Source organism: Testudinibacter sp. P17/SS/0325 (assembly GCF_053570765.1).
This window is the reverse complement of record NZ_CM131635.1, coordinates 1,889,128-1,915,069: the sequence shown is the minus strand read 5'-3', so window position 1 is coordinate 1,915,069 and position 25,942 is coordinate 1,889,128. Positions and strand designations below refer to the sequence as shown.

27 protein-coding genes are annotated in these 25,942 nt (G+C 46.9%); 12 read left to right on the top strand and 15 right to left on the bottom strand.

Features of this window, described 5'->3' with window-relative positions:
- Positions 1–36: 36 nt before the first annotated feature.
- Positions 37–1,299 carry a TolC family protein gene (locus tag ACWA50_RS09075; protein WP_431051790.1) on the bottom strand — a complete coding sequence of 421 codons (1,263 nt, stop codon included), beginning with the start codon at positions 1,297–1,299 and terminating at the stop codon, positions 37–39.
- 152 nt (positions 1,300–1,451) lie between these two features.
- On the bottom strand, positions 1,452–2,531 hold the full coding sequence (gene metX, locus ACWA50_RS09070) for a homoserine O-acetyltransferase MetX (RefSeq protein ID WP_449343095.1): 1,080 nt from the start codon (positions 2,529–2,531) through the stop codon (positions 1,452–1,454).
- 195 nt (positions 2,532–2,726) lie between these two features.
- Here metX and ACWA50_RS09065 point away from each other — a divergent pair, with 195 nt between their 5' ends.
- From ACWA50_RS09065 to nth, 9 genes are all read left to right on the top strand, one after another.
- Positions 2,727–3,617 carry a DMT family transporter gene (locus ACWA50_RS09065; RefSeq protein ID WP_449343094.1) on the top strand — a complete coding sequence of 297 codons (891 nt, stop codon included), beginning with the start codon at positions 2,727–2,729 and terminating at the stop codon, positions 3,615–3,617.
- Positions 3,618–3,714: 97 nt separating this feature from the next.
- Complete coding sequence (locus ACWA50_RS09060; protein WP_431051786.1) at positions 3,715–4,425, top strand: SanA/YdcF family protein; 711 nt, start codon at positions 3,715–3,717, stop codon at positions 4,423–4,425.
- Positions 4,426–4,544: 119 nt separating this feature from the next.
- Entirely contained in the window at positions 4,545–5,126 is a 582-nt protein-coding gene (gene rsxA, locus ACWA50_RS09055) for an electron transport complex subunit RsxA (protein ID WP_431051784.1), read from the top strand.
- Entirely contained in the window at positions 5,126–5,743 is a 618-nt protein-coding gene (rsxB, locus tag ACWA50_RS09050; protein ID WP_431051782.1) for an electron transport complex subunit RsxB, read from the top strand. Before rsxA ends, rsxB begins: the two co-directional genes overlap by 1 nt.
- Before the next feature lies 1 nt (position 5,744).
- Positions 5,745–7,937 carry an electron transport complex subunit RsxC gene (gene rsxC, locus ACWA50_RS09045; protein ID WP_431051780.1) on the top strand — a complete coding sequence of 731 codons (2,193 nt, stop codon included), beginning with the start codon at positions 5,745–5,747 and terminating at the stop codon, positions 7,935–7,937.
- A 9-nt stretch (positions 7,938–7,946) separates the two neighbouring features.
- Positions 7,947–9,014, top strand: coding sequence for an electron transport complex subunit RsxD (gene rsxD / locus ACWA50_RS09040; protein ID WP_431051778.1), 1,068 nt, complete (start codon positions 7,947–7,949; stop codon positions 9,012–9,014).
- A gap of 9 nt (positions 9,015–9,023) precedes the next feature.
- Entirely contained in the window at positions 9,024–9,644 is a 621-nt protein-coding gene (gene rsxG / locus ACWA50_RS09035; protein ID WP_431051776.1) for an electron transport complex subunit RsxG, read from the top strand.
- Positions 9,645–9,700: 56 nt separating this feature from the next.
- Entirely contained in the window at positions 9,701–10,366 is a 666-nt protein-coding gene (locus ACWA50_RS09030) for an electron transport complex subunit E (RefSeq protein WP_431054327.1), read from the top strand.
- A gap of 8 nt (positions 10,367–10,374) precedes the next feature.
- Entirely contained in the window at positions 10,375–11,010 is a 636-nt protein-coding gene (nth, locus tag ACWA50_RS09025; RefSeq protein ID WP_431051774.1) for an endonuclease III, read from the top strand.
- Between the two features lie 81 nt (positions 11,011–11,091).
- On the opposite strand, the gene ACWA50_RS09020 is transcribed toward nth, so the two are convergent.
- The 3 genes from ACWA50_RS09020 to ACWA50_RS09010 are packed head-to-tail and all read right to left on the bottom strand — an operon-like array spanning position 11,092 to position 14,092.
- A complete protein-coding gene (locus ACWA50_RS09020) occupies positions 11,092–11,739 on the bottom strand; it encodes a 3-keto-L-gulonate-6-phosphate decarboxylase UlaD (RefSeq protein WP_431051772.1) in 648 nt (215 codons plus the stop codon).
- A gap of 33 nt (positions 11,740–11,772) precedes the next feature.
- Positions 11,773–12,246: a PTS sugar transporter subunit IIA gene (locus ACWA50_RS09015; protein ID WP_431051770.1), complete on the bottom strand. Its 474-nt coding sequence runs from the start codon at positions 12,244–12,246 to the stop codon at positions 11,773–11,775.
- Between the two features lie 58 nt (positions 12,247–12,304).
- Positions 12,305–14,092, bottom strand: a complete 1,788-nt coding sequence (locus ACWA50_RS09010; protein ID WP_431051768.1) for a PTS ascorbate-specific subunit IIBC — start codon at positions 14,090–14,092, stop codon at positions 12,305–12,307.
- A gap of 355 nt (positions 14,093–14,447) precedes the next feature.
- Between ACWA50_RS09010 and ulaR the strand changes: the two genes are divergently transcribed.
- Positions 14,448–15,206, top strand: coding sequence for an HTH-type transcriptional regulator UlaR (ulaR, locus tag ACWA50_RS09005; RefSeq protein ID WP_431051766.1), 759 nt, complete (start codon positions 14,448–14,450; stop codon positions 15,204–15,206).
- Positions 15,207–15,265: 59 nt separating this feature from the next.
- The gene (ulaG, locus tag ACWA50_RS09000; RefSeq protein ID WP_431051764.1) at positions 15,266–16,333 is read left to right on the top strand and encodes an L-ascorbate 6-phosphate lactonase; all 1,068 of its coding nucleotides are present in this window, start codon (positions 15,266–15,268) and stop codon (positions 16,331–16,333) included.
- Between the two features lie 61 nt (positions 16,334–16,394).
- Here ulaG and ACWA50_RS08995 read toward each other — a convergent pair whose 3' ends face one another.
- The 10 genes from ACWA50_RS08995 to yiaK form a co-directional block, all read right to left on the bottom strand.
- Positions 16,395–16,703 (bottom strand): helix-turn-helix domain-containing protein, encoded by a 309-nt coding sequence (locus ACWA50_RS08995; RefSeq protein ID WP_431051762.1) that lies wholly within the window; start codon positions 16,701–16,703, stop codon positions 16,395–16,397.
- On the bottom strand, positions 16,704–17,063 hold the full coding sequence (locus ACWA50_RS08990; RefSeq protein WP_431051760.1) for a type II toxin-antitoxin system RelE/ParE family toxin: 360 nt from the start codon (positions 17,061–17,063) through the stop codon (positions 16,704–16,706).
- Positions 17,064–17,205: 142 nt separating this feature from the next.
- Positions 17,206–17,901, bottom strand: a complete 696-nt coding sequence (araD, locus tag ACWA50_RS08985) for an L-ribulose-5-phosphate 4-epimerase (protein WP_431051758.1) — start codon at positions 17,899–17,901, stop codon at positions 17,206–17,208.
- Positions 17,895–18,755 (bottom strand): L-ribulose-5-phosphate 3-epimerase, encoded by an 861-nt coding sequence (locus ACWA50_RS08980; protein WP_431051756.1) that lies wholly within the window; start codon positions 18,753–18,755, stop codon positions 17,895–17,897. Before ACWA50_RS08980 ends, araD begins: the two co-directional genes overlap by 7 nt.
- Before the next feature lie 50 nt (positions 18,756–18,805).
- Positions 18,806–20,290 carry an FGGY-family carbohydrate kinase gene (locus tag ACWA50_RS08975; RefSeq protein ID WP_431051754.1) on the bottom strand — a complete coding sequence of 495 codons (1,485 nt, stop codon included), beginning with the start codon at positions 20,288–20,290 and terminating at the stop codon, positions 18,806–18,808.
- 136 nt (positions 20,291–20,426) lie between these two features.
- A complete protein-coding gene (locus ACWA50_RS08970) occupies positions 20,427–21,404 on the bottom strand; it encodes a TRAP transporter substrate-binding protein (protein WP_431051752.1) in 978 nt (325 codons plus the stop codon).
- A gap of 28 nt (positions 21,405–21,432) precedes the next feature.
- On the bottom strand, positions 21,433–22,713 hold the full coding sequence (locus ACWA50_RS08965; RefSeq protein ID WP_431051750.1) for a TRAP transporter large permease subunit: 1,281 nt from the start codon (positions 22,711–22,713) through the stop codon (positions 21,433–21,435).
- Positions 22,710–23,192 carry a TRAP transporter small permease subunit gene (locus tag ACWA50_RS08960; protein WP_431051748.1) on the bottom strand — a complete coding sequence of 161 codons (483 nt, stop codon included), beginning with the start codon at positions 23,190–23,192 and terminating at the stop codon, positions 22,710–22,712. The genes ACWA50_RS08965 and ACWA50_RS08960 overlap by 4 nt, the downstream gene beginning before the upstream one ends.
- A 23-nt stretch (positions 23,193–23,215) precedes the next feature.
- Entirely contained in the window at positions 23,216–23,680 is a 465-nt protein-coding gene (locus ACWA50_RS08955) for a YhcH/YjgK/YiaL family protein (protein ID WP_431051746.1), read from the bottom strand.
- 15 nt (positions 23,681–23,695) lie between these two features.
- Positions 23,696–24,694 (bottom strand): 3-dehydro-L-gulonate 2-dehydrogenase, encoded by a 999-nt coding sequence (gene yiaK / locus ACWA50_RS08950; protein ID WP_431051744.1) that lies wholly within the window; start codon positions 24,692–24,694, stop codon positions 23,696–23,698.
- A 228-nt stretch (positions 24,695–24,922) separates the two neighbouring features.
- On the opposite strand from yiaK, the gene ACWA50_RS08945 reads away from it, so the two are divergent.
- Positions 24,923–25,729: an IclR family transcriptional regulator gene (locus ACWA50_RS08945; protein ID WP_431051742.1), complete on the top strand. Its 807-nt coding sequence runs from the start codon at positions 24,923–24,925 to the stop codon at positions 25,727–25,729.
- The last annotated feature ends 213 nt before the right edge of the window (positions 25,730–25,942 follow it).

Here is a 25,942-nt window from a genome sequence, read left to right as displayed (position 1 = left end):
TTCTCTGCTTTTATTGCCGTTATTCTCATCTTTGGATTATTTCCGCGCATTGCGTGGAAAACCCGCCCATTCGGCAAGCGTTCCTTGCGAACGCAGGTAGTCAAGTTTTGCCTTGCGCAGAGCACTTTGCGTATTCACCTGCGCCATTTCGACACTGAATAATTCGCTATGTGCATTTAATAGTTCAATCAATGTCTTACGAGCCAAATCAAATTGCAATCGGTAAAACTCCGCCACCTTTTTCGAGGCTGTAATTTGTTTTTTAATGGTTCGCAATTGAATCGTATTTCGTTTGATATCTAATTGCGCTAAATTTGATGTTTCACGAATATTGCGCTCGACCCGGTGTAACCGCTCTTTGGATGACGCAATCACATTCGCTTTTTCTCTCACTTCATAACTGGAGGTATGGTTAAACACATCCCAATTGACGTTAATCGCGGCTTCGCGATCTTCGCTGGTGGCTGTTGCCGTCAAATCAATCTTTGGCAATTTTTTGAGTTTTGATAATTCGTGATCTTTTAGATTGGTTTCTAACTCGGCGGCTTGTGCTTGGTAGGTTGCCGTGCTTCTGACATCTTTTGCCGAATAATTTTTATAGAGTACATCAACGGATAATTTGGTAAACGGATCTTGCAACTCTTTTTCCGTAATCTGATTGCCGGTATAGGTCGCTAACTGTGTCAAATTTTGATATAGCTCGCGCTGATATTCATTAATTTCCTGTTCAACCAAAATTGCACGGGATTCCGCTTGCACATATTCCGACTCACGCCCTTCATCATTTAAGACAATCGTGCCCAAATCCGCCAAAATTTCATTATGACGCTGTAAATTACGCTCACCAACTGCAATCTTTTCTTTTGCCTGCAACGCATTCAAATACAATTCTGAAATGGTATAAGCCAATTCTTCACGGCTTTCGTAGTATTTGAAGTTGTAATATTTTTCATTTTCTTTATTCTTTTCAACGTCTTTTTCAATCGCGCCAAAAGCATATAAATTAATTGAACCCCTGACTCCGGGCACAATTTTGCTTTCTTTACGGTCACCCGGATCTTTGTGATATTGCGATAAGACTTTATTCCCGGTCAACGAAACCACCGGATAATGCCCGCCTTTTGCCTGTTCCACTCTATCTTTCGCTGCGCCTAATTCAGCCTCGGCTTCTTTTAATATAGGGTCATTGACTAAAGATTGTACGAGTACGTTTTTAAGTGAATTAGCATAACTAAATGTGCTAACAAGCGCGAAACCAGTTGCCATAATCACCGTATTTAGCGCGAAGCGTTTGAACATGGCGCAACCTCCCGAAAATAATTCGATTTATTTATATTTAATAATCATTGGATTAATGCGTAGTTTACATTATTTTGAGTTCTAAAATAGTGTTATTTACAAAAAATTATGCGCCGAATAACGACGAAACGAAAGATGGCTGCTGTATTCGCTTATTCCAGTCCCTTACGAATCATCGGCTCAAAGAAATCGTATTCGACCAGAAAAGCGTCATGTCCGAAATCGGAATTAAACTCGTGATAATCCAGTTCGACGCCGTTTTCTTCCAATAATGCCTTGCTTTTACGCATATCGACCGCTTTGAACAATTGATCATTGGCTACGGCAACCAGAATATAGCGGGCTTTAATCCGGCTCAGCGCTTGTTTGATATCATGGTCGTAATTCAGCGCCGGATCGTATAAATCCAATGCGCGGGTGAGGTGCAGATAACTATTGGCGTCAAAGCGATCAAGAAATTTTTTGCCTTGGTAGCTGAGATACGATTCCACTTGAAAATAATCACCAAAATGTTCCGGCACCTGTTTTTGCACCCGCCCAAAGGCTTTATTCAGCTGAATATCGGTGCGGTAAGTCAGCATGCCCAGCATTCTGGCAATCGCCAAACCTTGTTCCGGTGCCGGTCCGTGGTAATAGTCGCCGCGATTAAAGTGCGGATCAGCAATGATCGCCTGACGCATAACATGGTTAAAACCAATCGCTTCGGCACTAAAATACAAGGAAGAACAAAGATTCACCACACAACCAACATAATCCGGATAGTCGATTGCCCATTGCGTTGCTTGCATGCCGCCGAACGAGCCGCCGATCACGGCACGCAAGTGCGGTATTTGCAAATGATCCAGCAGCGCCTTTTCCACCCGAATTATATCTTGAATGGTAATCGCCGGAAATTGGCTGCCATAGGGTTTGTCTGTGGCGGGATTAATCGAGGAGGGGCCGGTCGTGCCTTTGCAACCGCCCAACACATTGGAACAGATAAAGAAAAAGCGATCGGTATCCAACGCCAAACCCGGCCCCATAAAACTCTGCCACCAGCCTTTTGCTTCGCTTTCATCGGCAAAAAACGGTTCGGCATCGCCGGTCAAGGCATGGCAAATCAACACCGCATTGCTCTTCTCTGCATTCAATTGCCCGTAAGTTTGGTACGCCACCGTAATATTACCGAGCTGCCCGCCTAAAAGTAACCGGATCGGTTGTTCAGTAAATAATTGAGTGGATTTGACCGCCATAACTACCTTGCAATGCTGTTTTTTATATTCTGTTCTAAATTAAGAACATAAATTACCGATCCCTAAAATCATTGTCAAGCAATTTTAGCCGTCTAAACATCTGGAATGATACACCGCTATTTTCACTCTTGCTTTTTCGGCGGTTAACGCTATGCTTAAGCGCAATTTCCACTCTCGCATAAGGCCACCGATCCGATGTTACATCACCCGATTAAAGGCGCATTGGCAATGATACTTGCCGGTATCGTCTTTGCCGTCATCAATACGCTTACCCAGATTTTAGGCACGCAAACCACGATTGACTCCGCCTCGGTCGCACTGTTCCAATACTTGTTCGCCTTATTGTTTCTTGCCCCCAGTCTATTTAGAGCGGGTAAAAGCGTGCTGAAAATCCGGCACTTGCTTTGGCATATTCTGCGGATCGGGATTTCGGTGATCGGGATTCAATGTTGGATCAGCGCCTTAATGTACCCGATTCCCATCTGGCAAGGCATTGCCTTGATTATGACCTCCCCGCTGTTCGCCACTTTGGGCGCGGCATTGTTTTTAAAAGAAAAAGTCGGTATCAACCGCATGTTGGCAACTTTGCTCGGTTTCGCCGGAGCGATGATTATTCTCAAACCGTGGGCGGAAGATTTTAATCCCGTTGCCCTGTTGCCGCTTGCGGCAGCGTTGTGCTGGGCGATTTATTCTCTCATGGTGAAAAAACTGTCTGCGCACGATTCGCCGACCACGATTGTGGTGTATCTGTTTATTCTCATCACGCCGTTTAATCTGCTGAGTGTATTGCAAAGCGCCGGACTAAGCCTGCCCGATACAGCCCAATTAGGCTATCTGATCCTGCTCGGGTTTCTGACTGCGATTGCACAACTGGCGATCGCCAAGGCATATAATTTGGCGGACGCCGCCTATTTACAACCGTTTGATTTTCTGAAGTTACCACTGAATGTGTTAGGCGGCTGGCTGGTTTTTCAAGCGGTTCCGCCGGGGCGGCTTTGGCTTGGCGCCGGTTTGATTATTCTGGCAATTTTGTACATCACCTATCATGAAAGCCGATCCAAGAATCTGACGCCGCACACAAAATAAAATGATTTGCCTAGCGATAACTGCTTTATATTGTTAGAATAAACCATCACTTTATCCCGTTTCATTACTAATAGTCCCTAGTATGAGATCACATAAAATGTCAGATAACGCTTCCAACATCCCCCCCGCAGTCACCAAGCGACTCTCGCTGATCTGCCGTTGGTTGCAAGAGCGCTTGAAATATCTGGCATTTCTCGTTTCTTTTTCCGTGATTACCATCATCATCGCCGATCAAACCATCGGATTTTATGTGCGCGACAAGATTTATGATGATATCCATGCGGTTCCACACCGCCCTTATGCCTTGGTTCTCGGCACTTCACGCTATTTCAGCGATAACTCGCTTAACCTGTTTTATTACAACCGTCTGCTCGCCGCACAGGAATTAATCAAAAACAATAAGGTTGATTATCTGCTGTTAAGCGGCGACAATCGCACGCCGCAATATAACGAACCGCGCAATATGTTTTACGATTTACGCAAACTCGGCGTCAACGCGGAATTTATGTATCTGGATTTTGCCGGCTTTCGCACCCTCGATTCGGTGATTCGGGCGAAAAGTATTTTTCATGCCAACTCCATCACCATCGTGTCGCAAAAATTCCACTGCGAACGCGCCCTGTTTATTGCGCAATATTACAATATTGACGCAATCTGCTATGCCGCCGAATACCCTGACGAACGTTACAGTGTCCGAATCCGTGAATTTTTTGCCCGGATATATATGCTGTGGGATTTGTTAACCGAAAAGGAGCCTTATTTTTTAGGCGAGCCCGAACCACTGCCGCCGCCGTTAATGGCGGAATAGCCTCCGCCCCTTGATATTAGATTTGACCGCACTTTAATTTCAAATTTAATCTGATTTTAGTATTGTTCTTAGTTTCAGAAAAACGGATAATACATCCTCGTTTTTCCGGTTGAATAGTTATGATCGATTACCTGTTATTAGTACTTGGAACCGCACTTGTCAACAACTTTGTCCTGATTAAATTTCTCGGGCTATGTCCGTTTATGGGCGTTTCCAAAAAAATTGAAACCGCCATCGGCATGGGACTGGCAACCACCTTTGTGTTGACGGTCGCTTCGCTGTGTTCGTATTTAATCGACCGCTATATTTTAATGCCGCTCGGCGCAGACTTTCTGCGGACTTTGGTGTTCATTTTGGTGATTGCCGTGGTGGTGCAATTCACCGAAATGGTGATCCATAAAACCAGCCCGACACTCTACCGTTTGCTCGGTATTTTCTTGCCGCTGATCACCACCAACTGCGCCGTATTAGGCGTGGCGTTATTAAATATTAATCTGGCGCATAATTTAGTCCAATCCGTGATTTACGGCTTCAGTGCCGCGCTCGGTTTTTCTTTGGTGTTGGTGCTGTTTGCCGCTTTGCGTGAACGCTTAGCCGCCGCCGATGTGCCGAAACCGTTTCAAGGCGCCTCTATCGCGCTGATCACCGCCGGTTTAATGTCGCTTGCCTTTTTAGGCTTTACCAATTTGGTACACAGCTAATGAGTTTGTTAAGCGAGCTGACCGCACTTCACTGGGTGCTGATCCTAATTGCCTTGCTGGCATTGGTTTGCGGCGCAATTCTCGGTTTTTCCTCGGTGAAACTGAAAGTGGAAAGCGATCCGATTGTCGAGCAAATTGACGCGATTCTGCCGCAAAGCCAATGCGGGCAGTGCGGTTATCCCGGCTGCCGCCCGTATGCCGAAGCGATTGCCAACGGCGATGTCATTACCAAATGCGTGCCCGGCGGGCAACCCTTGGTGGTGCAGCTTGCCGATATGCTCGGGGTTGAAGTGCCGAGTACCGATTTTGCCGAAGGCGCGCCTGAAGTCAAAGTCGCCTTTATCCACGAAGAGATGTGTATCGGTTGCACCAAATGTATTCAAGCCTGTCCGGTCGACGCAATTATCGGCTCGAATAAAGCCTTGCATACGGTGATCGCCGATCTCTGCACCGGTTGCGAATTATGTGTCGCCCCTTGTCCGACAGACTGTATTACCATGGAAAAAGTCGAAAATAACATCGAACAATGGAATTGGAAATTTGATCCGAAGCTGATTATTCCGATTACCTCGCTTGATCATACCATCACCGTTGCAAAACCGTCTGATGAAGGCTAGCATGAAAGATCTCATTCAACGAATCAACAGCGGCAAACTGTGGCAATTTCCCGGCGGCGTTCACCCGGCGGAGATGAAAACCCAATCGAACCAAAAGAAAATCGGTCGCCTCGCCCTGCCCGAGCGCTTTTATATCCCGCTGAAACAACATGTCGGCGACGCTGCCGATCTGCTGGTAAACATCGGCGATTACGTGCTGAAAGGACAACAGCTGACCCATCATCAATTGCTGAGTAAATTGCCGGTTCACGCGCCGACCTCGGGCACTATTATTGATATTGGTGCTTATCCCGCCAACCATCCGTCCGGCTTGAGCGAAGCGACGGTGGTATTGCAGGCGGACGGTTTGGATCAATGGCGTGACCGCACTTTCAGCGACGATTTTATGTCGTTCAGCACGGAACAGTTGATCGAGCGGATTTACCAAGCCGGGATCGCCGGGCTCGGCGGAGCGGTGTTCCCGAGTGCCAATAAAATCAATTATGTCGTCAATGGGATCAAACTGCTGATTATCAACGGCGCGGAATGCGAACCTTATATCACCTGCGATGATCGTCTAATGCAGGATTACAGTCAGGAAATTCTGGAAGGTATCCGTATCTTGCGCTACCTCACCCGCCCGGAAAAAATCGTGTTTGCGATCGAAGATAACAAACCGCAGGCGGTTCAAGCGATCAAAACCGCACTTCAAGGCGCGAATGACATTGAGTTGCGCGTGATTCCGACCATTTATCCGTCCGGCGCCTCAAAACAGCTGATTCAAGTGCTGACCGGTTTGGAAGTGCCGAAAGGCGCGCGTTCTTCTTCGCTCGGCATTTTAATGCACAATGTGGCGACGGTATTTGCGATTAAACGCGCGGTGATCAATGATGAACCGTTGATTGAACGCGTCGTCACCCTGACCGGCGATAAAATCCCGCAACCGCGTAACTATTGGGTACGTTTCGGCACCCCGATTCAAACCCTGCTACAACAAGTGAAATACCAAGCGGACGCCCGTTTGCCGATTTTCGTCGGCGGTCCGATGATGGGCTATATTCTGCCGAATCCGCAAGCGCCGGTTAACAAAATGACCAACTGCCTGATTGCGCCGGATCACTTTGAATATGCGCCGCCCGCGCCGGAACAAAACTGCATCCGTTGTTCCAGCTGCTCCGACGCCTGCCCGGTGCAACTGCTGCCCCAACAACTGTACTGGTTTGCGCGCAGCGAGGATCACGCCAAATCGGAACAATATGATCTCAGCGCTTGTATCGAATGCGGCGTTTGTGCCTATGTCTGCCCGAGTAATATTCCGTTGATTCAATATTTCCGCCAGGAAAAGGCCAAAATCGCCGAAATCAAACATAAAGAGCGCTTGGCAGAAGAGGCAAAAGTGCGGTTTGAACAGCGCGAAGCGCGTTTGCTGAAAGAGAAATTGCAGCGCGAGCAACGCGCACAGCAAGCCGCCGAAAAACGCCGCCAAGAAATTGCGCAACAAAAAGGCGAAGATCCGGTCAAAGCCGCCTTAGAACGCTTAAAAGCGAAAAAAGCGGCTGAAGCCCAAACAGCTGACAATGCCGCAACTGCCAACCCTGAAACCGCTACACGTCGAACTAAAGCCGGCGAAGTGCTGCCGGATAACCGCGAACTCATGGCGCAACGCAAAGCGCGACGGTTACAACAGCAAGCCGACAAGCAAGCGGAACAAACCGCTGATTCAACCAGCGAAAAAAGTGCCGCCGTTGCCGCCGCGATTGTGCGCGCCAAAGCCAAAAAAGCGGCGCAGACTAGCAATGCAAGCGAAAGTGCGGTTGGCATTCAAACGGAAAAACCGCAGGCAAGTGCGGTTGAAGCCGATCCGCGCAAAGCCGCGGTTGCCGCCGCCATCGCGCGCGCCAAAGCCAAAAAAGCGGCGCAAGCCGGCAATGCAAGCGAAAGTGCGCTTGACGTTCAAACAGAAAAACCGTTGGCAAGTGCGGTTGAAACCGACCCGCGCAAAGCCGCGGTTGCCGCCGCCATCGCGCGCGCCAAAGCCAAAAAAGCGGCGCAAGCCGGCAATGCAAGCGAAAGTGCGCTTGACGTTCAAACAGAAAAACCGCAGGCAAGTGCGGTTGAAACCGAGCCGCGCAAAGCCGCCGTTGCCGCCGCGATTGCGCGTGCCAAAGCCAAAAAAGCGGCGCAGCAAGCCAGCGCTGAAACCGAAAAGCCATAGGAAAGAGAGATGTTTAAAATAGTCAGTTCCCCGCATACCCATTCCAGCAACTTAACCGCGCGTTTTATGTTGTGGGTGATTGTGGCAATGCTGCCGGCAATTGCGGTGCAGATCTTTTATTTCGGCTTCGGCGTATTTATCCAAATCGGACTGGCGGTCGGTTTCGCCTATCTGCTTGAGTTGTTCGTCACTTATTTGCGCCGTAAACCGCTGTTATTTTATGTTTCCGACTTTAGTGTCATTCTCACCGCGCTGATTTTAGCGGTCGCGATTCCGCCCTATGCGCCTTATTGGATCATTTTAATCGGCACTTTTTGCGCCGTGATTTTAGGCAAACATGTGTACGGCGGCTTAGGGCAAAATCCGTTTAATCCGGCAATGGTCGGTTATGTGGTGTTGTTAATCTCCTTCCCGTTGCAAATGACCAGCTGGATGCCGCCGATCGCCCTGCTAAACGAACCGCCGACTTGGAACGACACCGTTGCCTTGATTTTTAGCGGCATCAGCAGTGACGGTTACTCGCTGGTTCAGCTCACCGCCACCATCGACGGCATTAGCCAAGCGACCCCGTTAGATTCGTTGCGCAGCGGTTTACTGGCGCAAAAAAGTTGGCTTGATGTCAGCCAATCGCCGATTTTCAGCCAAACCGCACTTGGCTCACTCGGCAACGGTTGGTGGCAGCTGAATCTGGCGTTTTTACTTGGCGGGCTGTTGTTATTGTGGAAAAAAATCATCCACTGGCAAATTCCGTTCGCGCTATTGCTGAGCCTTGCCTTGTTGAGTTGCGCCGACTGGCTGTTTTCCGAGCAAGCATTGCCGAATCCGTTGTGGCAATTATTCAGCGGCGCCACCATGTTTTGTGCGTTCTTTATTGCGACCGATCCGGTCACCGCCTCAATTACGCCACGCGGCAAACTGATTTTCGGCGCATTGGTCGGCTTACTGATTTATGTCATTCGCAACTACGGCAACTATCCTGACGCGGTGGCATTCTCGATTTTATTGGCAAACATTTGCGTGCCGCTGATCGACCACTACACCCGCCCGCGCGTATACGGTTATCCGGTTAAAAAATAAGGTTAGACGATGATTAAAACCACCTTTCGCTCCGCCCTGATTTTGGCATTGGTTGCCCTGCTCTGTACCGCACTTTCGATTGGCGTTTTTTTGCTGACCAAACAGCGGATCGATAACGCCGCATTGAACCAACAGCGGCAGCAACTGGCACAGGTGATTCCGGCGGATTATTTCGATAATAATTTATTACAACATTGTGTTGTGCCCGACGCCGACCGTTATCCGCAATTGCAACAGATTTACATTGCGCAAAAACAGGGGCAAACCACCGCTTATGCAATTAAAGCCACCACCAATCAGGGCTATTCCGGTAGAATTGATATCCTGGTTGGGATCACCCCCGACGGCAAAGTATTAGGCGTGCGGACACTGGCACACAAAGAAACACCGGGCTTGGGCGATAAATTGGAAACCAGCAAATCCGATTGGATCTACGGTTTTAATCAGCAACTGTTCAGCCTTGAAAATCAGAACGAATGGGCGGTGAAAAAAGACGGTGGTCGGTTCGATCAATTCACCGGCGCAACCATTACGCCAAGAGCGGTGATTAACGCGATTAAAGCCGCGGCAAGTGCGGTAGTCAGCGATTTTCAGCATCATCCGCCAAGCCAATTTGAAGCATGTCGATAAGTGAGGAAAATATGTCGGAACGCCTAATATCAGAGCAAGTCGGTACAATCGACATTATGGAAATTGACACCGCGCCTCAAACCGCGGCAAACGATTGGCGCGGTATTTTTCGTCAAGGCTTATGGGACAATAACTCGACTTTAGTCCAGTTATTAGGCTTGTGCCCGCTGTTAGCGGTATCCAACAGCGTCACCTACGCCCTTGGTTTAGGGCTGGCGACCATGTTGGTGTTGATCTGCACCAACTCGATTGTGTCGCTCTTCCGCAGCGCAATTCCGCACGAAATCCGCATTCCGATTTACGTGATGATTATTGCCGCCACCGTCACCGCGGTGCAACTGCTGATGAACGCGTTTGTGTATGATCTGTATTTATCTTTGGGGATTTTTATTCCGCTGATCGTCACCAACTGTATCGTCATCGGACGCGCCGAAGCCTTTGCTTCCAAAAACGGCGTATTACCGTCATTATTCGACGGGTTTTCAATGGGTTTAGGCATGACTCTCAGTCTATTTATTTTGGGTGCAATGCGTGAAATACTCGGCAACGGCACGCTGTTTGACGGCTTGGATCAACTGTTCGGTCCGTGGGCAACATCACTACGGATTGAAATTCTGCATGTCGACACCAGCTTTTTACTGGCAATTTTGCCACCGGGCGCGTTTATCGGTTTGGGGCTGATATTGGCCGTCAAAAATATCATTGATCATAAAAAGGCATAAAGTGCGGTATGAATAAGCAAAAACGAATTGAAATTCTCACCCGCCTGCGTGACGCCGATCCGAAGCCGACCACCGAGCTGAATTTCAGCTCGCCGTTTGAGTTGTTGATCGCCGTCATTTTATCGGCGCAAGCCACCGATAAAGGCGTCAACAAAGCCACCGATAAACTGTTCCCCGTCGCCAACACACCGCAAGCGATTTGGGATCTGGGCGTGGACGGTTTGAAGGAATACATCAAAACCATCGGTTTATATAACAGCAAAGCGGAAAACGTGATTAAAACCTGTCGTTTACTGTTGGATAAACACCACGGCGATGTGCCGGAATCACGCGAAGCGTTGGAAGCCCTGCCCGGCGTCGGGCGCAAAACCGCCAACGTGGTGCTGAACACCGCTTTCGGCTGGCCGACGATTGCGGTCGATACCCATATTTTCCGCGTTTCCAACCGCACCAACTTCGCCCCCGGCAAAGACGTGGTCAAAGTGGAAGAAAAACTGCTCAAAGTCGTGCCGGACGAATTTAAAGTCGACGTTCATCACTGGCTTATCCTGCTCGGGCGCTACACCTGCGTCGCCAGAAAACCGCGCTGCGGCGCCTGTATTATCGAAGATTTGTGTGAGTTTAAAGATAAGACCGAGTATTGACCTTCCCCTTCAGCAAAGCAAAAGCCCGCTCGGTTTGACCGACACGGGCTTAATCTGTAACGTCTTCAGTGTAAATGCGAATCACCAATATTTTTCAATTTCGGCACGAATTGCTTCGGCGGTGGCTTTGCCTTTTTCACCGACCAAGGCACGTCCGGCAATAAAGGCTTTGGCATTTTGGATCGGCGCAAACAGGTGTACATCTTCCGCTACGATACCGCCGGTAATCGACAGTTGCAGACCTAAATCGGATAACTGTTTCATTTTCACCAAATCGGCTTCCGTCCAGCCCACGCCTGCCAACTCTGCGTCGCGCGAACGGTGGTAAATCGCTTGGTTGATACCTAAATCGACCCAGCTTTGCGCGTCTTCCAAGGTCCAGTTACCGTATAATTCGATTTGGATTTCACGTCCAAATTCGTCGGCGACTTTTTTACAGGCGCCGATGGTGGCGATGTGCGCGGCGGCAGATACCGTAATCCAGTCCGCACCGGCTTCGAACGCCATTTTGGCTAAAATCGCACCGCCGTCGGTGGTTTTCATATCACAAACCAAAATATGCTTCGGATGTGCTTTTCTCAAGGCACTCACTGCCGGCATTCCTTCGGCAAACGCCAAAATCGTGCCGATTTCGATAATATCGACATAACTTGCCACATTTTCCGCGGTTTCAAGTGCGGTTTCTAAATTTAACGAATCTAATGCGATTTGCAGTAATGGTTTAGTCATATATCCTCTCTTTTTCAATCATAAAATAATCAGTTAAGCTTTATTCAGTGCGTCGTCAATCACGCGGTAAATATCTTCTTTGCTATTACAAGCTTTTATTTTCGCCAAGTCAACGCCTGTTTCGCTTTCTTCGTCATCAAGCACTTGGGTGATTTCCATCAAGCCTTGCATATGCTGATCCGACGTGCTGCCGGCTAAGGTAATCAATATATCCACCGGTGTTTCTTCGCCTTCAAACACGATCGGTTCCGCCAAAGTCACCAACGCAAATGCCGTTTTATTCACGCCGTCCTCTGGTCTTGCGTGCGGCATTGCCAAACCCGGCGCAAGAATGATATAAGGACCTAATTCATTGATACTCTGTACGATTGCGTCATAATAACGCGGCTCAACCGCACCGGAAGCCACCAGCATATCGGTGCCGATTTTTATCGCTTCCCGCCAATTACCCGCGTGTTGGTTCAATTTGATCGAATTATTCTCAATCAGTGACTGTTTTAAATTCATCTCTTACTCTCCCTTCAGGCTTCCGGTAGTGAAAGCCACTACCGGAATCGGATTCTCATTAGTTTTTGCCGAAATGTTGCTGGATAATGGCAATCAATTCATCGCCAAACGAATTCGGATTCAGCATATTTTGCACTCCAAGGATAAACTTGCCTTCCGATACTTGCATTTCACCCGCCAAATGTTTCGAGGAAACGATAATGTCGGTGCTGCTTAACTTGGATTTATAATCGGAAATCGCGCAGGAATCCATAATATTCGGAATGCCTTTTTTATCCAGATAAGCGCCGATTTTCATTTTCATCATCATGGAGGAACCTTGCCCGTTGCCGCACACTGCCAACACCCGCACCGGTTTGATTTCACTCAACCTGTCGTCAACCGCACTTTCATCCTCATCTTCCATAATGGATTCATCCACACCGTAACCGTCCATTTGATCCAGCGTTTTGCCCGCGGCAGCGGCAGCGGCTTCATCGGCACGCAATTTTTTGGACGCATATGCCATATAGACCATGGCAGCAGCGATAATCGCAAAGAAGAACAAAGGAATGCTATTCAACCCTTGTAAGATCGGCGGGAATACCAATGCCCAGTCCGCCATGCCCATCCAGCCGTTAAAAGCGGTGCCGTTATCGGCAAAAATTTGAATCGCCCATGCCGACCCCAAGACTTCGATGATCCCCATCACGAAACAGATTTTCATCACCGACTTCCAACCGCCGAAATGGTTGGCAAATACCCCGATGGTCGCATTCGAGAAGAACATTGGAATAAAGCCCGGAATAATCATGATCGGCGAGCTGAACATCAACAAACCGATTACCGCCACAAACTGACCGATTGCGCCCCACATAAAGCCGAATACCATCGCATTCGGGGAATAAGCATAAATCGCGGCACAATCAATTGCCAACACCGCATTCGGAATAATCCGTTCGGAAACCCCTTTGAACGCTTCGGAAAGCTCGGCAACGAACATGCGCACCCCGGCAACGATCACTTGGATTGCCACGGCAAATTTCAACCCGGTTTCCAAAATATAAATCGTCCAGTGGGTCTTACCCGCCATTGCCTGTAGATTATCCAAGCCAAACGAAAGCAAAATAATGCCGAAGAATACGGTCATCACAATCGCGGTGGCAGAAATGCTGTCATGGAAGATATGCAGCCATTTCGGCAATTTCAAATTATCCACCGAATCATTTTTATCGCCCAATTTCGGGGCGATTTTGGTCGCAATCCACGAGGCGAATTGCTGTTGGTGTCCGATAGAAAAGCCGGCGCCGCCGGTCACGGCTTGTGTGGCTTTATACATGATATTCGATGAGATACTCCAATAAAGCGCCATCAAAATCGCCGTATAAATAATGGTTTCCCACATTGAGGCACCAATCACCAAATAGAATACGGCAACCAACCCCGCCTGTTGGAACATGATGTGCCCGGTGAGCATAATGGTGCGAATGCCGGTAAAACGGCGGAATACCACCAACAAAATATTCAGCGCCAATGCCAATAACACCGCATAACCGACCCAAGAGTAATCATCGCCCATGGTTTCCATGGTCGCCATCATACTGGTATAAGGATCAATCACCGAGCCGGTCAAATGATGATACTCGGATAATTTTTCAATCACCGGTTTGAAACCGCTAACCAAAGTAGAAGCACCGACTTGCACCAACATGAAACCAACAATGGTTTTGATGGTGCCTTTTAATACCGTCGTCGTATCTTTACGCAAAAGAATATAGCCGATACACGTTACCAAACCCAACAATAATGGGGCTTTTGTCATAACTTGGCTATAGAATATGTAAAATATGTTATATAGTGTTTCCATAATTCACTCCATAGAGGTGATAGGATTGTGAGCAAAAATGATAATATTTTTGTGTTTAAATCGATAAATACCGCACTTTGGTCATATATACGATTTCGGAACACATAATAGGTCATTTATTATGATTAAATGAAGATCATTTTTGATTTTATGTGAGCTAGATCTAAATTTTTTTAGTCCTTAACACATTTAAAAACACATGCAAGTTAAGTTCAAATTTATTTTTAATTTATAAATCAATTTGATACTAATAAATAATCAATATTTGAGTTGTTTTGATTAAAAAATCATTGATAATCATATGTGTGATTTGTTATATTAATAAAAAATCACACATAATCATTGTGAGGTTTTTATGACGGAATTAAAAAGACAAAATGCATTATTAGAGCTGTTGCAACAGCAAGGTTCAATCACAGTTACCGAAATTGTGAACACCTTTGGCATTTCACCGGCGACCGCTCGACGTGACATCACCAAATTAGATACACAGGGAAAACTGAAAAAAGTCCGTAATGGGGCATACCCGTGTGAAGAGAATAAAAATAATAACTGGTCGCCGTTGACTATTTATGAAACTGCGAATTATGACGAAAAAGCGCGCATTGCAAAACAGGCGGCAAAAATTTGCAAAAACGGCGACAGTATTGTGATTAATTGCGGTTCAACCGCATTTATGTTGGGACAAGAAATCTGCGGAAAATCCGTACAAGTGATAACAAACTATTTTCCGCTGTTAAATTATTTGATCGAACAACAACATGAAAATTTGGTCGTGCTGGGCGGTCAATATTACAAAGAGAGAAATCTGTTTTTAACTACGGATCAAAAAGCCGACACCTACTATGCGGGGCATTATATGTTCACCAGTGGCAGCGGTTTGAGTGAAGAAGGGCTATTTAAAGTCGATTTGCTTTCCGCCATGGTCGAGCAAAAAATGCTGAACCATGTCAATAAGGTGGTGGCTTTAGTCGATAGCTCGAAAGTCGGACAGCGAATAGGCACATTGTTCTCCCCGGCAGAAAATTTGGACATCGTTATTACCGGCAAAGATGCCGATCCAGCGATTATTTCGGCGCTGCGCAATAAAGGCGTTGAAGTGATTTTGGTGTAATCAATTCCGTGATAGCGAGTCATATCAACAGTTCGTTAATCTAAAAAAAGGTAACTATTATGAGCAAAGTTAATGAAATCACTCGCGAATCATGGATTTTAAGCACCTTTCCCGAATGGGGAACGTGGTTGAACGAGCAAATCGAACAGGAGCAAGTGCAAAAAGGCACATTTGCCATGTGGTGGTTGGGCTGTACCGGAATTTGGTTGAAAACCGCCGGCAATACCAATATTTCCGTCGATTTCTGGTGCGGCACCGGCAAACGCAGCGGCAAAAATCCCTTCATGAATAAGCAACACCAAATGATGCGGATGGGCGGCGTGCGTAATTTGCAGCCGAACTTGCGCACCTCGGTTTTCGTGTTGGATCCGTTTGCGATCAAAGAAATTGATGCGGTGATGGCAACCCATGATCACGCCGATCACATCGATCCGAATGTAGCCGCCGCGGTGTTGCAAAATTGCAGCGACAAAGTGAAATTTATCGGCCCTAAAGCCTGTGTCGATTTGTGGACAAAATGGGGCGTGCCTGCAGAGCGCTGTATCACCGCTAAAGTCGGCGATGTGATTGAGGTCGGCGATGTCAAAGTGCGGGTGTTGGACGCCTTTGACCGAACCGCACTTGTCACCCTGCCGCAAGGCGTCTCGTCAACAGATAAAAGCATTCTCGACAGCATGGACGAACGCGCCGTGAACTACTTGTTTGAAACCGACGGCGGCAACTTATATCACTCCGGCGACTCCCACTATTCTAACTATTACGCCAAACACGGCAACGACTATAAAATTGATGTGGCGTTAATGTCTTACGGTGAAAACCCGCGCGGCGTAACCGATAAAATGACTTCCTCCGATATTTTGCGTGCCGCCGAATGTTTGAATACCCAAGTAGTGATTCCGATTCACCACGATATTTGGTCAAATTTCCAAAGCGATCCGCGTGAAATCGAAGTGTTATGGAAGATGAAAAAGGATCGTTTGGGCTATCAATTCGCGCCGTTCTTCTGGCAAGTCGGCGGCAAATATACCTTCCCGACCGATAAAGCCAAAATGTACTTCCAACACTGGCGCGGTTTTGATGATATTTTTACTGACGAGCCGGAACTACCGTACCGCTCTTTCCTATAATATCGACAAAAAGTCAGGTGGGCTATCATAGTCCACCTTATTGATTTATTGAATGAAAAACTCAAATGCGGAAAATATGGCTATTCCCTGTCGGCATTTCGACCGCAAGGCTCAATTTCCCTCCCATCGTTTCAATATAGCGTTTCAAAGTTGATAATTTTAATTCATTGCCACGTTGCTCAATTTGCGTGATTGCAGGTTGAGAAATCCCTAAATTATCAGCCAGCACTTTCTGTGACAGTTGAAGCTCTTCACGCAACATTGCCAGTCCAGTTTCAAGAACCAGTTCCTCTGTCATTTCCTGAATGCGTTTTTGTGATTCAGGAGATTGTCTCGCAATCAATTCATCTAATGTCGTTAATTTGCTCATTTATTTCTCCAAAGTCATTAAATATGCTGCAAATTCATCATCTGCGATACGGATCATTTTTTCATAAAAACGTTTGTCGTTACTTTTATCGCCTGCACATAATACGATCGCCTGACGAAGTGGATCAAATGCAAAAAATGCGCGTAGTGGTTTACCTTGATGCTGAATTCGCAATTCTTTCATATTGGAATATCGTGATTCTTTCAAGGTATCCGCGTAGGGACGCGATAATTTATGTCCATAAGTCCGCAAGTTATTCAATGCGGATAACACCGATTCTCTTGTACTTTCATCTTGCTCACTCAACCAAATATCAAAACGCTCTGTGACGAGCACCTTCCACTTATTCACACTCCCCATCTAGCCTCTTTCCCCTTTATATGCACAAACCATTATATAAGCCGTAAATTATAAATTCAATTGATAGCGCATAAAAAATAACCGCACTTGCTTCAAAACAAAGTGCGGTCATGGTTAGATGTGAATTATCAATGCATGATTCTTACTGCCCGTAATAAGCATTTTTGCCGTGTTTACGCAGGTAATGCTTATCCAACAAGGTTTGCTGCATACTCTCCGCAGTTGGGTTCAGCTGATAAGTAAACAGATTCATATAGGCAATTTCTTCCAGCACCACGGCATTGTGCACCGCATTGTGCGGATCGCCGCCCCAAGCAAAAGGCCCGTGCGAATGAACCAACACCGCCGGAATATCTTTGGCTTTGATACCACGGGTCGCAAACGTCTCGACAATCACTTTCCCCGTTTCCAGCTCATATTCCCCTTGAATCTCTTCGTCGGTCATCAAACGGGTGCAAGGAATGGAACCGTAAAAATAGTCCGCATGAGTCGTGCCTAATGCCGCCAAATCATGCCCTGCCTGCGCCCAAGTGGTCGCATGGCGGGAATGGGTATGCACAATCCCGCCGATGTCCGGGAATTGACGGTATAATTCCAAATGGGTCGGGGTATCGGAAGACGGTTTTTTCCTGCCTTCAACCACTTCCCCGCTATGCAGATCAACCACCACCATATCGTCCGCCGTCATCACATCATATTCGACACCGGACGGTTTGATGACCACCAAGCCTTTTTCCCGATCAATACCGCTGACATTGCCCCAAGTAAATGTCACCAGTCCATATTTCGGCAAATCCAAATTCGCTTCAAAAACCTGTTGTTTCAATTTTTTTAACATACGAAATTCCCTTCTTTCATTTTAGTTTCAATCCAGCGGCGTGCGTTGATAATTTCCATAATCGGCTCGTCCGATTTTTCCGTCCACATTTCAATGAGGAAAGCGCCGCGATAATTCAAACGTCGCAAGGTTTCGAACACCTTGACAAAATCCACGCAACCTTCGCCGAACGGCACATCACGGAACTGCCCCTTGCAGGTGTCGGTTACGGCGTAAGTGTCTTTTAAGTGAATTGCGGCGATACGATCAATGCCCAACTCCAGCTCTTTCGTGACATCATTGCCCCAAGCGGACAGATTGCCGACGTCCGGATAAACCGTGAACCAAGGTGAGGCTAACAGTTGATCCCATTGTTTCCATTTGCTGATCGAATTCATAAACGGCGTGTCCATAATTTCGACCGCCAACATCACTTGCGCGCTCGCCGCTTTCTCTACCGCCCACTGCATGCCTTCGCTAAAACGTTGTAACGTGCCCTCGTCTTGCTCTTCGTAATACACATCATAGCCCGCCAACTGAATGGTGCGAATGCCGATATCACTCGCCAGTTGAATCGCTTTTTCCATTATCGCATAGGCTTCGGACCGCACTTTTTCATCGTGGCTGCCAAACGGGAAACGGCGGTGTCCGGATAAGCACATCGACGGAATGGTAATGCCGGTTTCTAAGATGGCTTGTACAATCTCCAGACGCTCCGCTTTGCTCCAATCCAAACGTGCCAGCCGCTCATCGCTTTCATCAATTGAAATCTCAACAAAATCAAACCCGCAGCTTTTGGCAATCGACAAGCGATCCTGCCAACTTAAATTTTTGGGCAAGGCTTTTTCATAGATACCCAATTTATGTTTTCTCATTCATTACCTCTTTTACTGTGAAAATCAAAATAAATCATAAAATATCAAATTCAATCATAACAATGATTATTAAAATGCTGCAGACTTTCAAGCAATAATTTATATTTTTTATATTTATTTTGATATTTATCATAGACTGTCGGATCAGGTTCAATCCGTTTCATTTGCGCGCTGACAACGTGTTGCGCTTGCTTGCTGTCGCTAAAGACCTGATTACCGACCATCGCCATCAATGCCGCCCCCAAACAGCCGGTCTCTTCAATTTGTGGAATTTCAATCGGCAAGCCGGTTAAATCCGCCAGCATTTGCATCCAGACCGGCGAACGCGCCGGACCGCCGGTTACTCGGATGATGGAGGTGTTGGGAAAACGCTGTAGCATTCGTTCCAAATGGTATGCCAAACTGAAAATAACCCCTTCATAAATCGCTTGCCATAAGTGATCTTGCGTATGCAGCGATTGCAGCCCGTAAAACCCGGCTTGCATGCCTAAACCGGCATTCGAACCATACAAAAACGGCACGAACAGCACGCTGCTTTGCGCTTTTGGCAAGGCGGCGACCGCTTGGTTAATGGCATTGTAATCATTGATATTCCACTGCTTGGTAAACCATTCCAAATTCGCCGCCGACGTCGGGCTGGCTTCATGTACAATAAACTCGCCTTGTTGCGCATGCCGTCCATAAACAAAAGGCAATGCTTGCGAATCATCAATATGATCGGTAATGCCGCTCACCACAGACCAAGTGCCGAGCACCGCATTCAGTTTGCTTTCATCGTCCAAACCGGCGCAAAGTGCGGTTGACACCACATCAAACAGCCCGCCGACCACCGCCGTGCCGGCTTTTAAGCCCGTCTGTTTTGCCGCTTGTTCGGTAATATAACCGGCAATTTGCGATGAACCGATTATCGGTGGCAATGCCGACATCATTTCTTCAATGCCCAACAACTCGGCTAAGTGCGGATCATACTCCCCTGTCTGCATATTATATAAATTGGATTCGGAAATATTGGTTTCTTCGCAGGCAATTTCGCCGGTCAGGCAGAAACGCAAATAATCGTGCGTCATCAACACGCTGCCGATTTGTGCGTAACGCTCAGGCTCATGTTCTTTTAACCAACGCAAAATCGAGACCGGATGTCCTGTCCACAAAGTTTGTCGGGTTAAAGGATATAAGGTTTGCGGAATCCCGTCCGCCTGCCACTGTTTCACAATCTCTAATGCACGTTGATCGGCAGAAATAATGCCGTAGCCTAGCGGTTGTTTTTGTTTGTCTAATAAATATAATCCTTTGCCTTGCGCGGATATGCCCACGCCTTTAATCGCTTCCGCCGCAATATTCGCCGCTTGAACCGCCCCGGCAATCACCTCGGCACAAGCTGCCCAAAGTGCGGTCAGATCACGCTCCGCCCAGCCCGGTTTCGCATTGATAATGGTTAAATTCTGGCGAAAATTGCCGTATTCTTTGCCTTTGCTATCATAAATCGCCGCTTTGATAAACGTGCCGCCGCAATCGATTCCCAACCAAAAATCCATATTTTTCCCTTACTGCTTAAATATTTAATAGACTAATATTCAATAGATTATTGTTTGAATCATCAAATTATTTCCAAATAATAACCCACTGTATAAAAAGCAGGCTATGTCGAAACATAACCTGCCGATAAACAGATTATTCCGCTAAGGCGTCAACTTGTTTGATCAAGGTGTCGCCATTGCGTTCAATGAAATATTGACGAACCGGCTGTTCTACAATATCACGGAACGGTTTGGTATCCACATGCTCAACAATTTCCATACCGGCTTTACGGAATTTATCCAGAATATCCGCTTCGTTGGCGGCATTCAACTCCCGCTGATAAGCCCCGGCTTCTTTCGCCGCCGCTAAGATCGCTTGCTGCACTTCCGGTGAGAACGCGTCGAATTTCTTCTTGTTCATCACTACCAATAGCGGCGTGTAACCATGATTGGTCAAACTCAAATGTTTTTGTACTTCGTACAGTTTGGTTGACCACACGATACCGATCGGGTGCTCTTGCGCGTCAACCGCACGGGTTTCAAGTGCGGTATAAAGCTCGGACAACGGCATTGGCACCGGATTAGCACCTAACAATTTAAACGCTTCAACGTACATCGGATTTTGGTTAGTCCGGATTTTTAAGCCTTTGACATCATCAGGCGTATTAACCGGGTGTTTCGAGTTGGTGATCGAACGGAAGCCGACTTCCCAGAATGCCAAGCCTTTCAGATCTTTTTCTTCCAACTCTTTCAATAAGCCTTGTCCGATTTCGCCGTCCAACACACGGTAGGCGTGCGCTTTGTCACGGAAAATAAACGGAATGTCGATCACATTCAAGTTGGAAACCAAGCCGCTGAAATTCGGCGAACCGGACATTTCGATATCGATTGTTCCGCCGCGCACAGCGCTGATCATGGTTTGCGCATTGCCTAAGGTGCTGTCCGGGAACAGCGATAATTTCAGTTCGCCTTTGGTTTTTTCTTTTAGTAACTCATCAAATTTTTTCGCCGCGGCATGTTGCGTATCGCTACGCGGCGCTTCATAGCCAAAACGTAATGAGGTCGCAGCTTGCGCTGTCATAGTCGCGGCAACCAGCGTCAAACCGGTTAAAAGTGCGGTTAATTTTTTCATATTGTTCTCCTAAAAGTGAAAGTAAGCGTTAAGGTTGTAACCAACTTAACGGGGTTAAAATTAATGCCGGGAAGAAAATAAAGACAAAGAGTAATGCCAGTAACATGAATAAGTACGGCAGAATACCTTTTGCGGCTTGATCAAACGGCAGTTTGGAAACGCCGGTGATCACATTCAATACGTTGCCAATCGGCGGCGTAATCAACCCGATTGAGGTATTTAAAATGAACAACACCCCAAAATAGACCGGATCAATTCCCGCTTCTTCCACCAACGGCATTAATACCGGGGTTAAAATCAGCACGGTCGGGGTCAAATCCATCACCATACCGATGACGAACACCGCCATCATAATCACAATCAGCAACAAAGTCGGCGAGTCGATTAACGGCTCTAACAGCTCGGTGATCATCTGTGGCAACTCGGCAACCGTGATCAGCCAGCCCGACACTTGCGCCGCCGCCACCAGTAACATTACCACCGCGGTGGTTTTTCCCGCCGCCAATAACACGCCGTACAATTGTGTGATTTTTAACTCACGGTAAATAAACATCGACACTAAAAGCGCATAAAATGCCGCCACTGCCCCGGCTTCAGTCGGGGTAAAAATGCCTAAGCGGAATCCGCCGATGATGATGACCGGCAGCAATAATGCCCACACGCTGTTTTTAAACGAAATGCACAATTCTTGCTTGGTCGCTTTAGAAAAAGTCATCAAATTCAACCGTTTTGACTGCCAAGCCCATAATGCGGCTAAACAAACCCCCATCAGAATTCCGGGGAAAATCCCAGCCATAAACAGTTTGGTGATGGAAACGCCACTGGCGACCCCGAAGATAATAAACGGAATTGACGGGGGAATAATCGGTGCGATAATCCCCGCCGCGCCGATTAAACCGGCGGAACGCTCGACCGGATAGCCGGTGGTTTTCATCATTGGGATTAACATTGCGGCAACCGCTGCGGTATCCGCCACCGCCGAACCGGACAAACTCGCCATAATCATCGCCGCGATAATCGCCACAAAGCCCAAGCCGCCGCGTTTATGCCCGACCAGTTTCATCGGCAAATCAATGATCCGTTTTGATAAACCGCCGACATTCATAATTTCACCGGCAAGAATAAAGAACGGAATTGCCAGTAATGAAAAACTATCGGCGCCACTCACCAAATTCTGCGCCAAAATTTGCGCGTCAAACAGATCCAAATGGAACATCAAGGCAACGGCACAAACAATCAAAGAGAACGCGACCGGAATACCCAATGCAATCGAGCCTAACAAAACACCGAGAAAAATAACAATCGTCATGATAATTCTCCTTGTTTAAGCTGGATTGCCGTGCTTGCCAAACGAACCAGCAACAAGACGCCAATCAGTGCACTCATAATCACACTCGCCAAAAAGTTTACCCCGGTCGGAATGCCGGAAATCGGCGCATAATTGCTCATGTTCAATTCCATTTGCGCATAACTGCCGATAAAAATCAGATAGCAGCAATACAACATGACGCCGTCGGTAAAAAGAGACAAAATCTTTCGTTTTAACGGAGAGAGTTTGTCGGGCAGAACCGTCACTCTCACATGCCCGTTTTCTTTAAACATCAAAATCGCCCCCAAAAACGTGACCCAAACAAACAGATAACGCGATAATTCTTCGGCAATGGTGATACTGGTATTACCCGCATATCTTAAAACAACGTTGGTAAAGACCATGCACGCCATGACCGCCAACATTGACACCACTAAAACTTCCAACACCTTACTGGTATAAGAAATAATTCGATTCATGCGAACCCCCAAATCTCATGTTGTTACAGTTCACCGACCGCAATTTTCACCACGACTTTACGGATCTTGCCGCTTTCGCCGTCAAGACACGCCGGACGGTGCACATCGCTTGGAAAAAATACGGCAAAATTGCCCGGGCGCATGATCAGTTCGGATTCATCGGCAACGCTTTGGTAAAATAAAATATCGCGTGCCGGATCATAAGCTTTTGCAATCGGGTTATTGCCCAAATCGATCGCCACGCCGATCCGTTCATAACCGGCATGCAGATATTGCACATCAAGATAATTGCGGTGAACTTCAGGCAGGATCGTCGATTTTGGTTGTGTTTCCAAATCCAGCACTTGTGCATAGATCAGATCGCCTTTGATCGGATAGCGCCCTGCCGCCAGTCGGTTGAAATCGGTATTTTTGAGGTATTCAAGTGCGGTTTGTACCGCACTTGGATAGTGTTTTGCCTCAAAATTAGAAAGATGACCGAAAAACATGCTGTTACCTCATGACTACAATGATTTCAATTTAGCCCAAACCGTATCGTCAACCGGAATGCCGTTGGCTTGGTTATCCGCCAGAATGGTGGTGAACTCATGTCCCGGCAAGCGCACTTCCACATTCGGATCGGCACGTTCCGCCGTTTTGACATAATCCATAATCCGTTGCAGTTTTTCATCTTTGGTTTTGCCGTCGATCAAACGATCAATTTCAATCGCAATAAACACCTGAGAAACACAGTATTCATCATCTTTTTCTTCGGTGACTTCCGCAACCGACAACCCGTTCGACAATAAGGTGGCGATCATATCCAACACAATCGATAAACCGGAGCCTTTCCAATAGCCCATTGGCAATAGGCGGCGGTTTTTCTCGACTGTCGCCGGATCTTTGGTCAAATTGCCGTCATCATCAAAGCCGGCATCAACAAAGGTTTGGCGACCCGCAAGACGATTGACTTCCAACATGCCGTAGGAATACATCGAGCAAGACATATCCACCATGGTGATCGGGTTGCTTGGAATGGCGATAATCAACGGATTCGTTCCGATACGACACTCTTTCGCGCCCCACGGCGGCATCACCGCCAATGCATTGGTCCAACAAATGCCGATATAGCCTTTTTCCGCCGCTTGCCAGCCGTAGCCGCCGCCGCGCATCCAGTGATTGGCGTTTTTCAATGCGACCACCCCAATCCCGTGCTGATCCGCCAATACCATTGCGCGATCCATCATGTCTTTTGCGGTGAGGTTACCGATTGCTTGGTGGGCGTCCCATTGTTCAATTGCGCCCAATGACAACACCTTGCTCGGCACTGCCGTCGGATCGATATCGCCATTTTCCAGTTGTTGGATAAAGCGCGGGAAACGGTTTACCCCGTGAGAATACGCCCCCGCTTGCGTGGTATCGGCAAACAATGCCGCGCACGACTCCGCCGTTTCTTCAACCACTCCGCGCGCCAACAGGACACGTTTGAATTCTTGTTTTAAGTCGTTATAACTTACTCGCATGTTAAACCTCTTTGCCATTTAAATTTCATATTGTGAAATGATATTTCACATATTGTATTATTTTAAAAAATTAAGCAAATTTAATTCCAAATAAATTTATTTATAAATCAATATGTTAAAAATAATTCCCAATATTGTGATCCTTATCTCATTTTCAAAAGATAAGGCATTGCGTTACGCAAGCATAAAGGGGAATAATGGCGTTACACACCAATAAAGGCTAACAATATGATTAAGAATACTGAAAAAGAAGAAAAAAGAGGCGGCAGCAATCAAAGTTTGATTCGAGGACTGTCATTGCTCGAAATCTTGAGTAATTTCCCCAACGGCTGCCCTTTAGCGAAGCTATCCGAAATCTCAGGATTGAATAAAAGCACCACGCACCGAATGCTGCAAAGTCTGCAAGCCTGCGGATATGTCAAACCGACCAATACCATGGGAACCTACCGCTTGACCACGAAATGTTTGGCTATCGGGCAAAAAACACTCGCCTCCATGAATATTATCAATATCGCCTCTCCGTTTTTAGAGCAACTGAATCTGGACACCGAAGAAACGGTCAATTTTTCAATGCGTGAAAACGGACACGCCATTATGATCTACAAATTAGAACCGACCAGCGGCATGATGCGCACCCGTTCTTATATCGGGCAACACCTGCAACTTTATTGCTCTGCCATGGGAAAAATCTTTATGGCATATGATCAAGCCGACTATCTGCCGCGTTATTGGCGCAGCAACCAAAAAAACATTCAACAGTTAACCTGCAACACCATCACTACTTTGCAAGGCATGGAACAAGAACTGGCACAAATCCGCCAACACGGCTATGCCATGGATGCGGAAGAAAACGAATTGGGCGTCAGCTGTATCGCCTGCCCGATTTTTGATGTCCACGGCAAAGTGATTTATTCGGTTTCGATTTCACTTTCAACCGCACGATTAAATCAATTGGGCAAAAATACGCTGCTAACTTCTCTCAAACATACCGCCAATACGATCTCTCTTGAGCTTGGCTCGACTCGACAAATTTGATCCGAATGCGGAATTTTTTCCGCATAATCAACTTATTACGCATTAAACAAATTCCATTCGGTAAGATCACACCGGCGATGTCAATTTATATAAGCTTGACCGTGCTCACAAAACAGAAATTTTACAATTTCAAATATCAAAATATTATTTCATAATGTGAAAAATATCGAACAAGACATAGACCGGTTTTTCCTATTTATTTTCTAAAAAGGA

Bases quoted from the DNA above. Each gene is read 5' to 3' on its own strand.
- ACWA50_RS08945 (WP_431051742.1), top strand. From the start codon at position 24,923: ATGATTAAGAATACTGAAAAAGAAGAAAAAAGAGGCGGCAGCAATCAA.
- ACWA50_RS09020 (WP_431051772.1), bottom strand. From the start codon at position 11,739: ATGACTAAACCATTACTGCAAATCGCATTAGATTCGTTAAATTTAGAA.
- ACWA50_RS08995 (WP_431051762.1), bottom strand. From the start codon at position 16,703: ATGAGCAAATTAACGACATTAGATGAATTGATTGCGAGACAATCTCCT.
- rsxD (WP_431051778.1), top strand. From the start codon at position 7,947: ATGTTTAAAATAGTCAGTTCCCCGCATACCCATTCCAGCAACTTAACC.
- yiaK (WP_431051744.1), bottom strand. From the start codon at position 24,694: ATGCGAGTAAGTTATAACGACTTAAAACAAGAATTCAAACGTGTCCTG.
- ACWA50_RS09030 (WP_431054327.1), top strand. From the start codon at position 9,701: ATGGAAATTGACACCGCGCCTCAAACCGCGGCAAACGATTGGCGCGGT.
- ACWA50_RS09010 (WP_431051768.1), bottom strand. From the start codon at position 14,092: ATGGAAACACTATATAACATATTTTACATATTCTATAGCCAAGTTATG.
- ACWA50_RS08980 (WP_431051756.1), bottom strand. From the start codon at position 18,755: ATGAGAAAACATAAATTGGGTATCTATGAAAAAGCCTTGCCCAAAAAT.
- ACWA50_RS08975 (WP_431051754.1), bottom strand. From the start codon at position 20,290: ATGGATTTTTGGTTGGGAATCGATTGCGGCGGCACGTTTATCAAAGCG.
- rsxC (WP_431051780.1), top strand. From the start codon at position 5,745: ATGAAAGATCTCATTCAACGAATCAACAGCGGCAAACTGTGGCAATTT.
- ulaR (WP_431051766.1), top strand. From the start codon at position 14,448: ATGACGGAATTAAAAAGACAAAATGCATTATTAGAGCTGTTGCAACAG.
- araD (WP_431051758.1), bottom strand. From the start codon at position 17,901: ATGTTAAAAAAATTGAAACAACAGGTTTTTGAAGCGAATTTGGATTTG.
- rsxB (WP_431051782.1), top strand. From the start codon at position 5,126: ATGAGTTTGTTAAGCGAGCTGACCGCACTTCACTGGGTGCTGATCCTA.
- ACWA50_RS09060 (WP_431051786.1), top strand. From the start codon at position 3,715: ATGTCAGATAACGCTTCCAACATCCCCCCCGCAGTCACCAAGCGACTC.
- ACWA50_RS08955 (WP_431051746.1), bottom strand. From the start codon at position 23,680: ATGTTTTTCGGTCATCTTTCTAATTTTGAGGCAAAACACTATCCAAGT.
- ACWA50_RS09065 (WP_449343094.1), top strand. From the start codon at position 2,727: ATGTTACATCACCCGATTAAAGGCGCATTGGCAATGATACTTGCCGGT.
- ACWA50_RS08970 (WP_431051752.1), bottom strand. From the start codon at position 21,404: ATGAAAAAATTAACCGCACTTTTAACCGGTTTGACGCTGGTTGCCGCG.
- rsxG (WP_431051776.1), top strand. From the start codon at position 9,024: ATGATTAAAACCACCTTTCGCTCCGCCCTGATTTTGGCATTGGTTGCC.
- ACWA50_RS08990 (WP_431051760.1), bottom strand. From the start codon at position 17,063: ATGGGGAGTGTGAATAAGTGGAAGGTGCTCGTCACAGAGCGTTTTGAT.
- metX (WP_449343095.1), bottom strand. From the start codon at position 2,531: ATGGCGGTCAAATCCACTCAATTATTTACTGAACAACCGATCCGGTTA.
- ACWA50_RS09015 (WP_431051770.1), bottom strand. From the start codon at position 12,246: ATGAATTTAAAACAGTCACTGATTGAGAATAATTCGATCAAATTGAAC.
- nth (WP_431051774.1), top strand. From the start codon at position 10,375: ATGAATAAGCAAAAACGAATTGAAATTCTCACCCGCCTGCGTGACGCC.
- rsxA (WP_431051784.1), top strand. From the start codon at position 4,545: ATGATCGATTACCTGTTATTAGTACTTGGAACCGCACTTGTCAACAAC.
- ulaG (WP_431051764.1), top strand. From the start codon at position 15,266: ATGAGCAAAGTTAATGAAATCACTCGCGAATCATGGATTTTAAGCACC.
- ACWA50_RS08960 (WP_431051748.1), bottom strand. From the start codon at position 23,192: ATGAATCGAATTATTTCTTATACCAGTAAGGTGTTGGAAGTTTTAGTG.
- ACWA50_RS08965 (WP_431051750.1), bottom strand. From the start codon at position 22,713: ATGACGATTGTTATTTTTCTCGGTGTTTTGTTAGGCTCGATTGCATTG.
- ACWA50_RS09075 (WP_431051790.1), bottom strand. From the start codon at position 1,299: ATGTTCAAACGCTTCGCGCTAAATACGGTGATTATGGCAACTGGTTTC.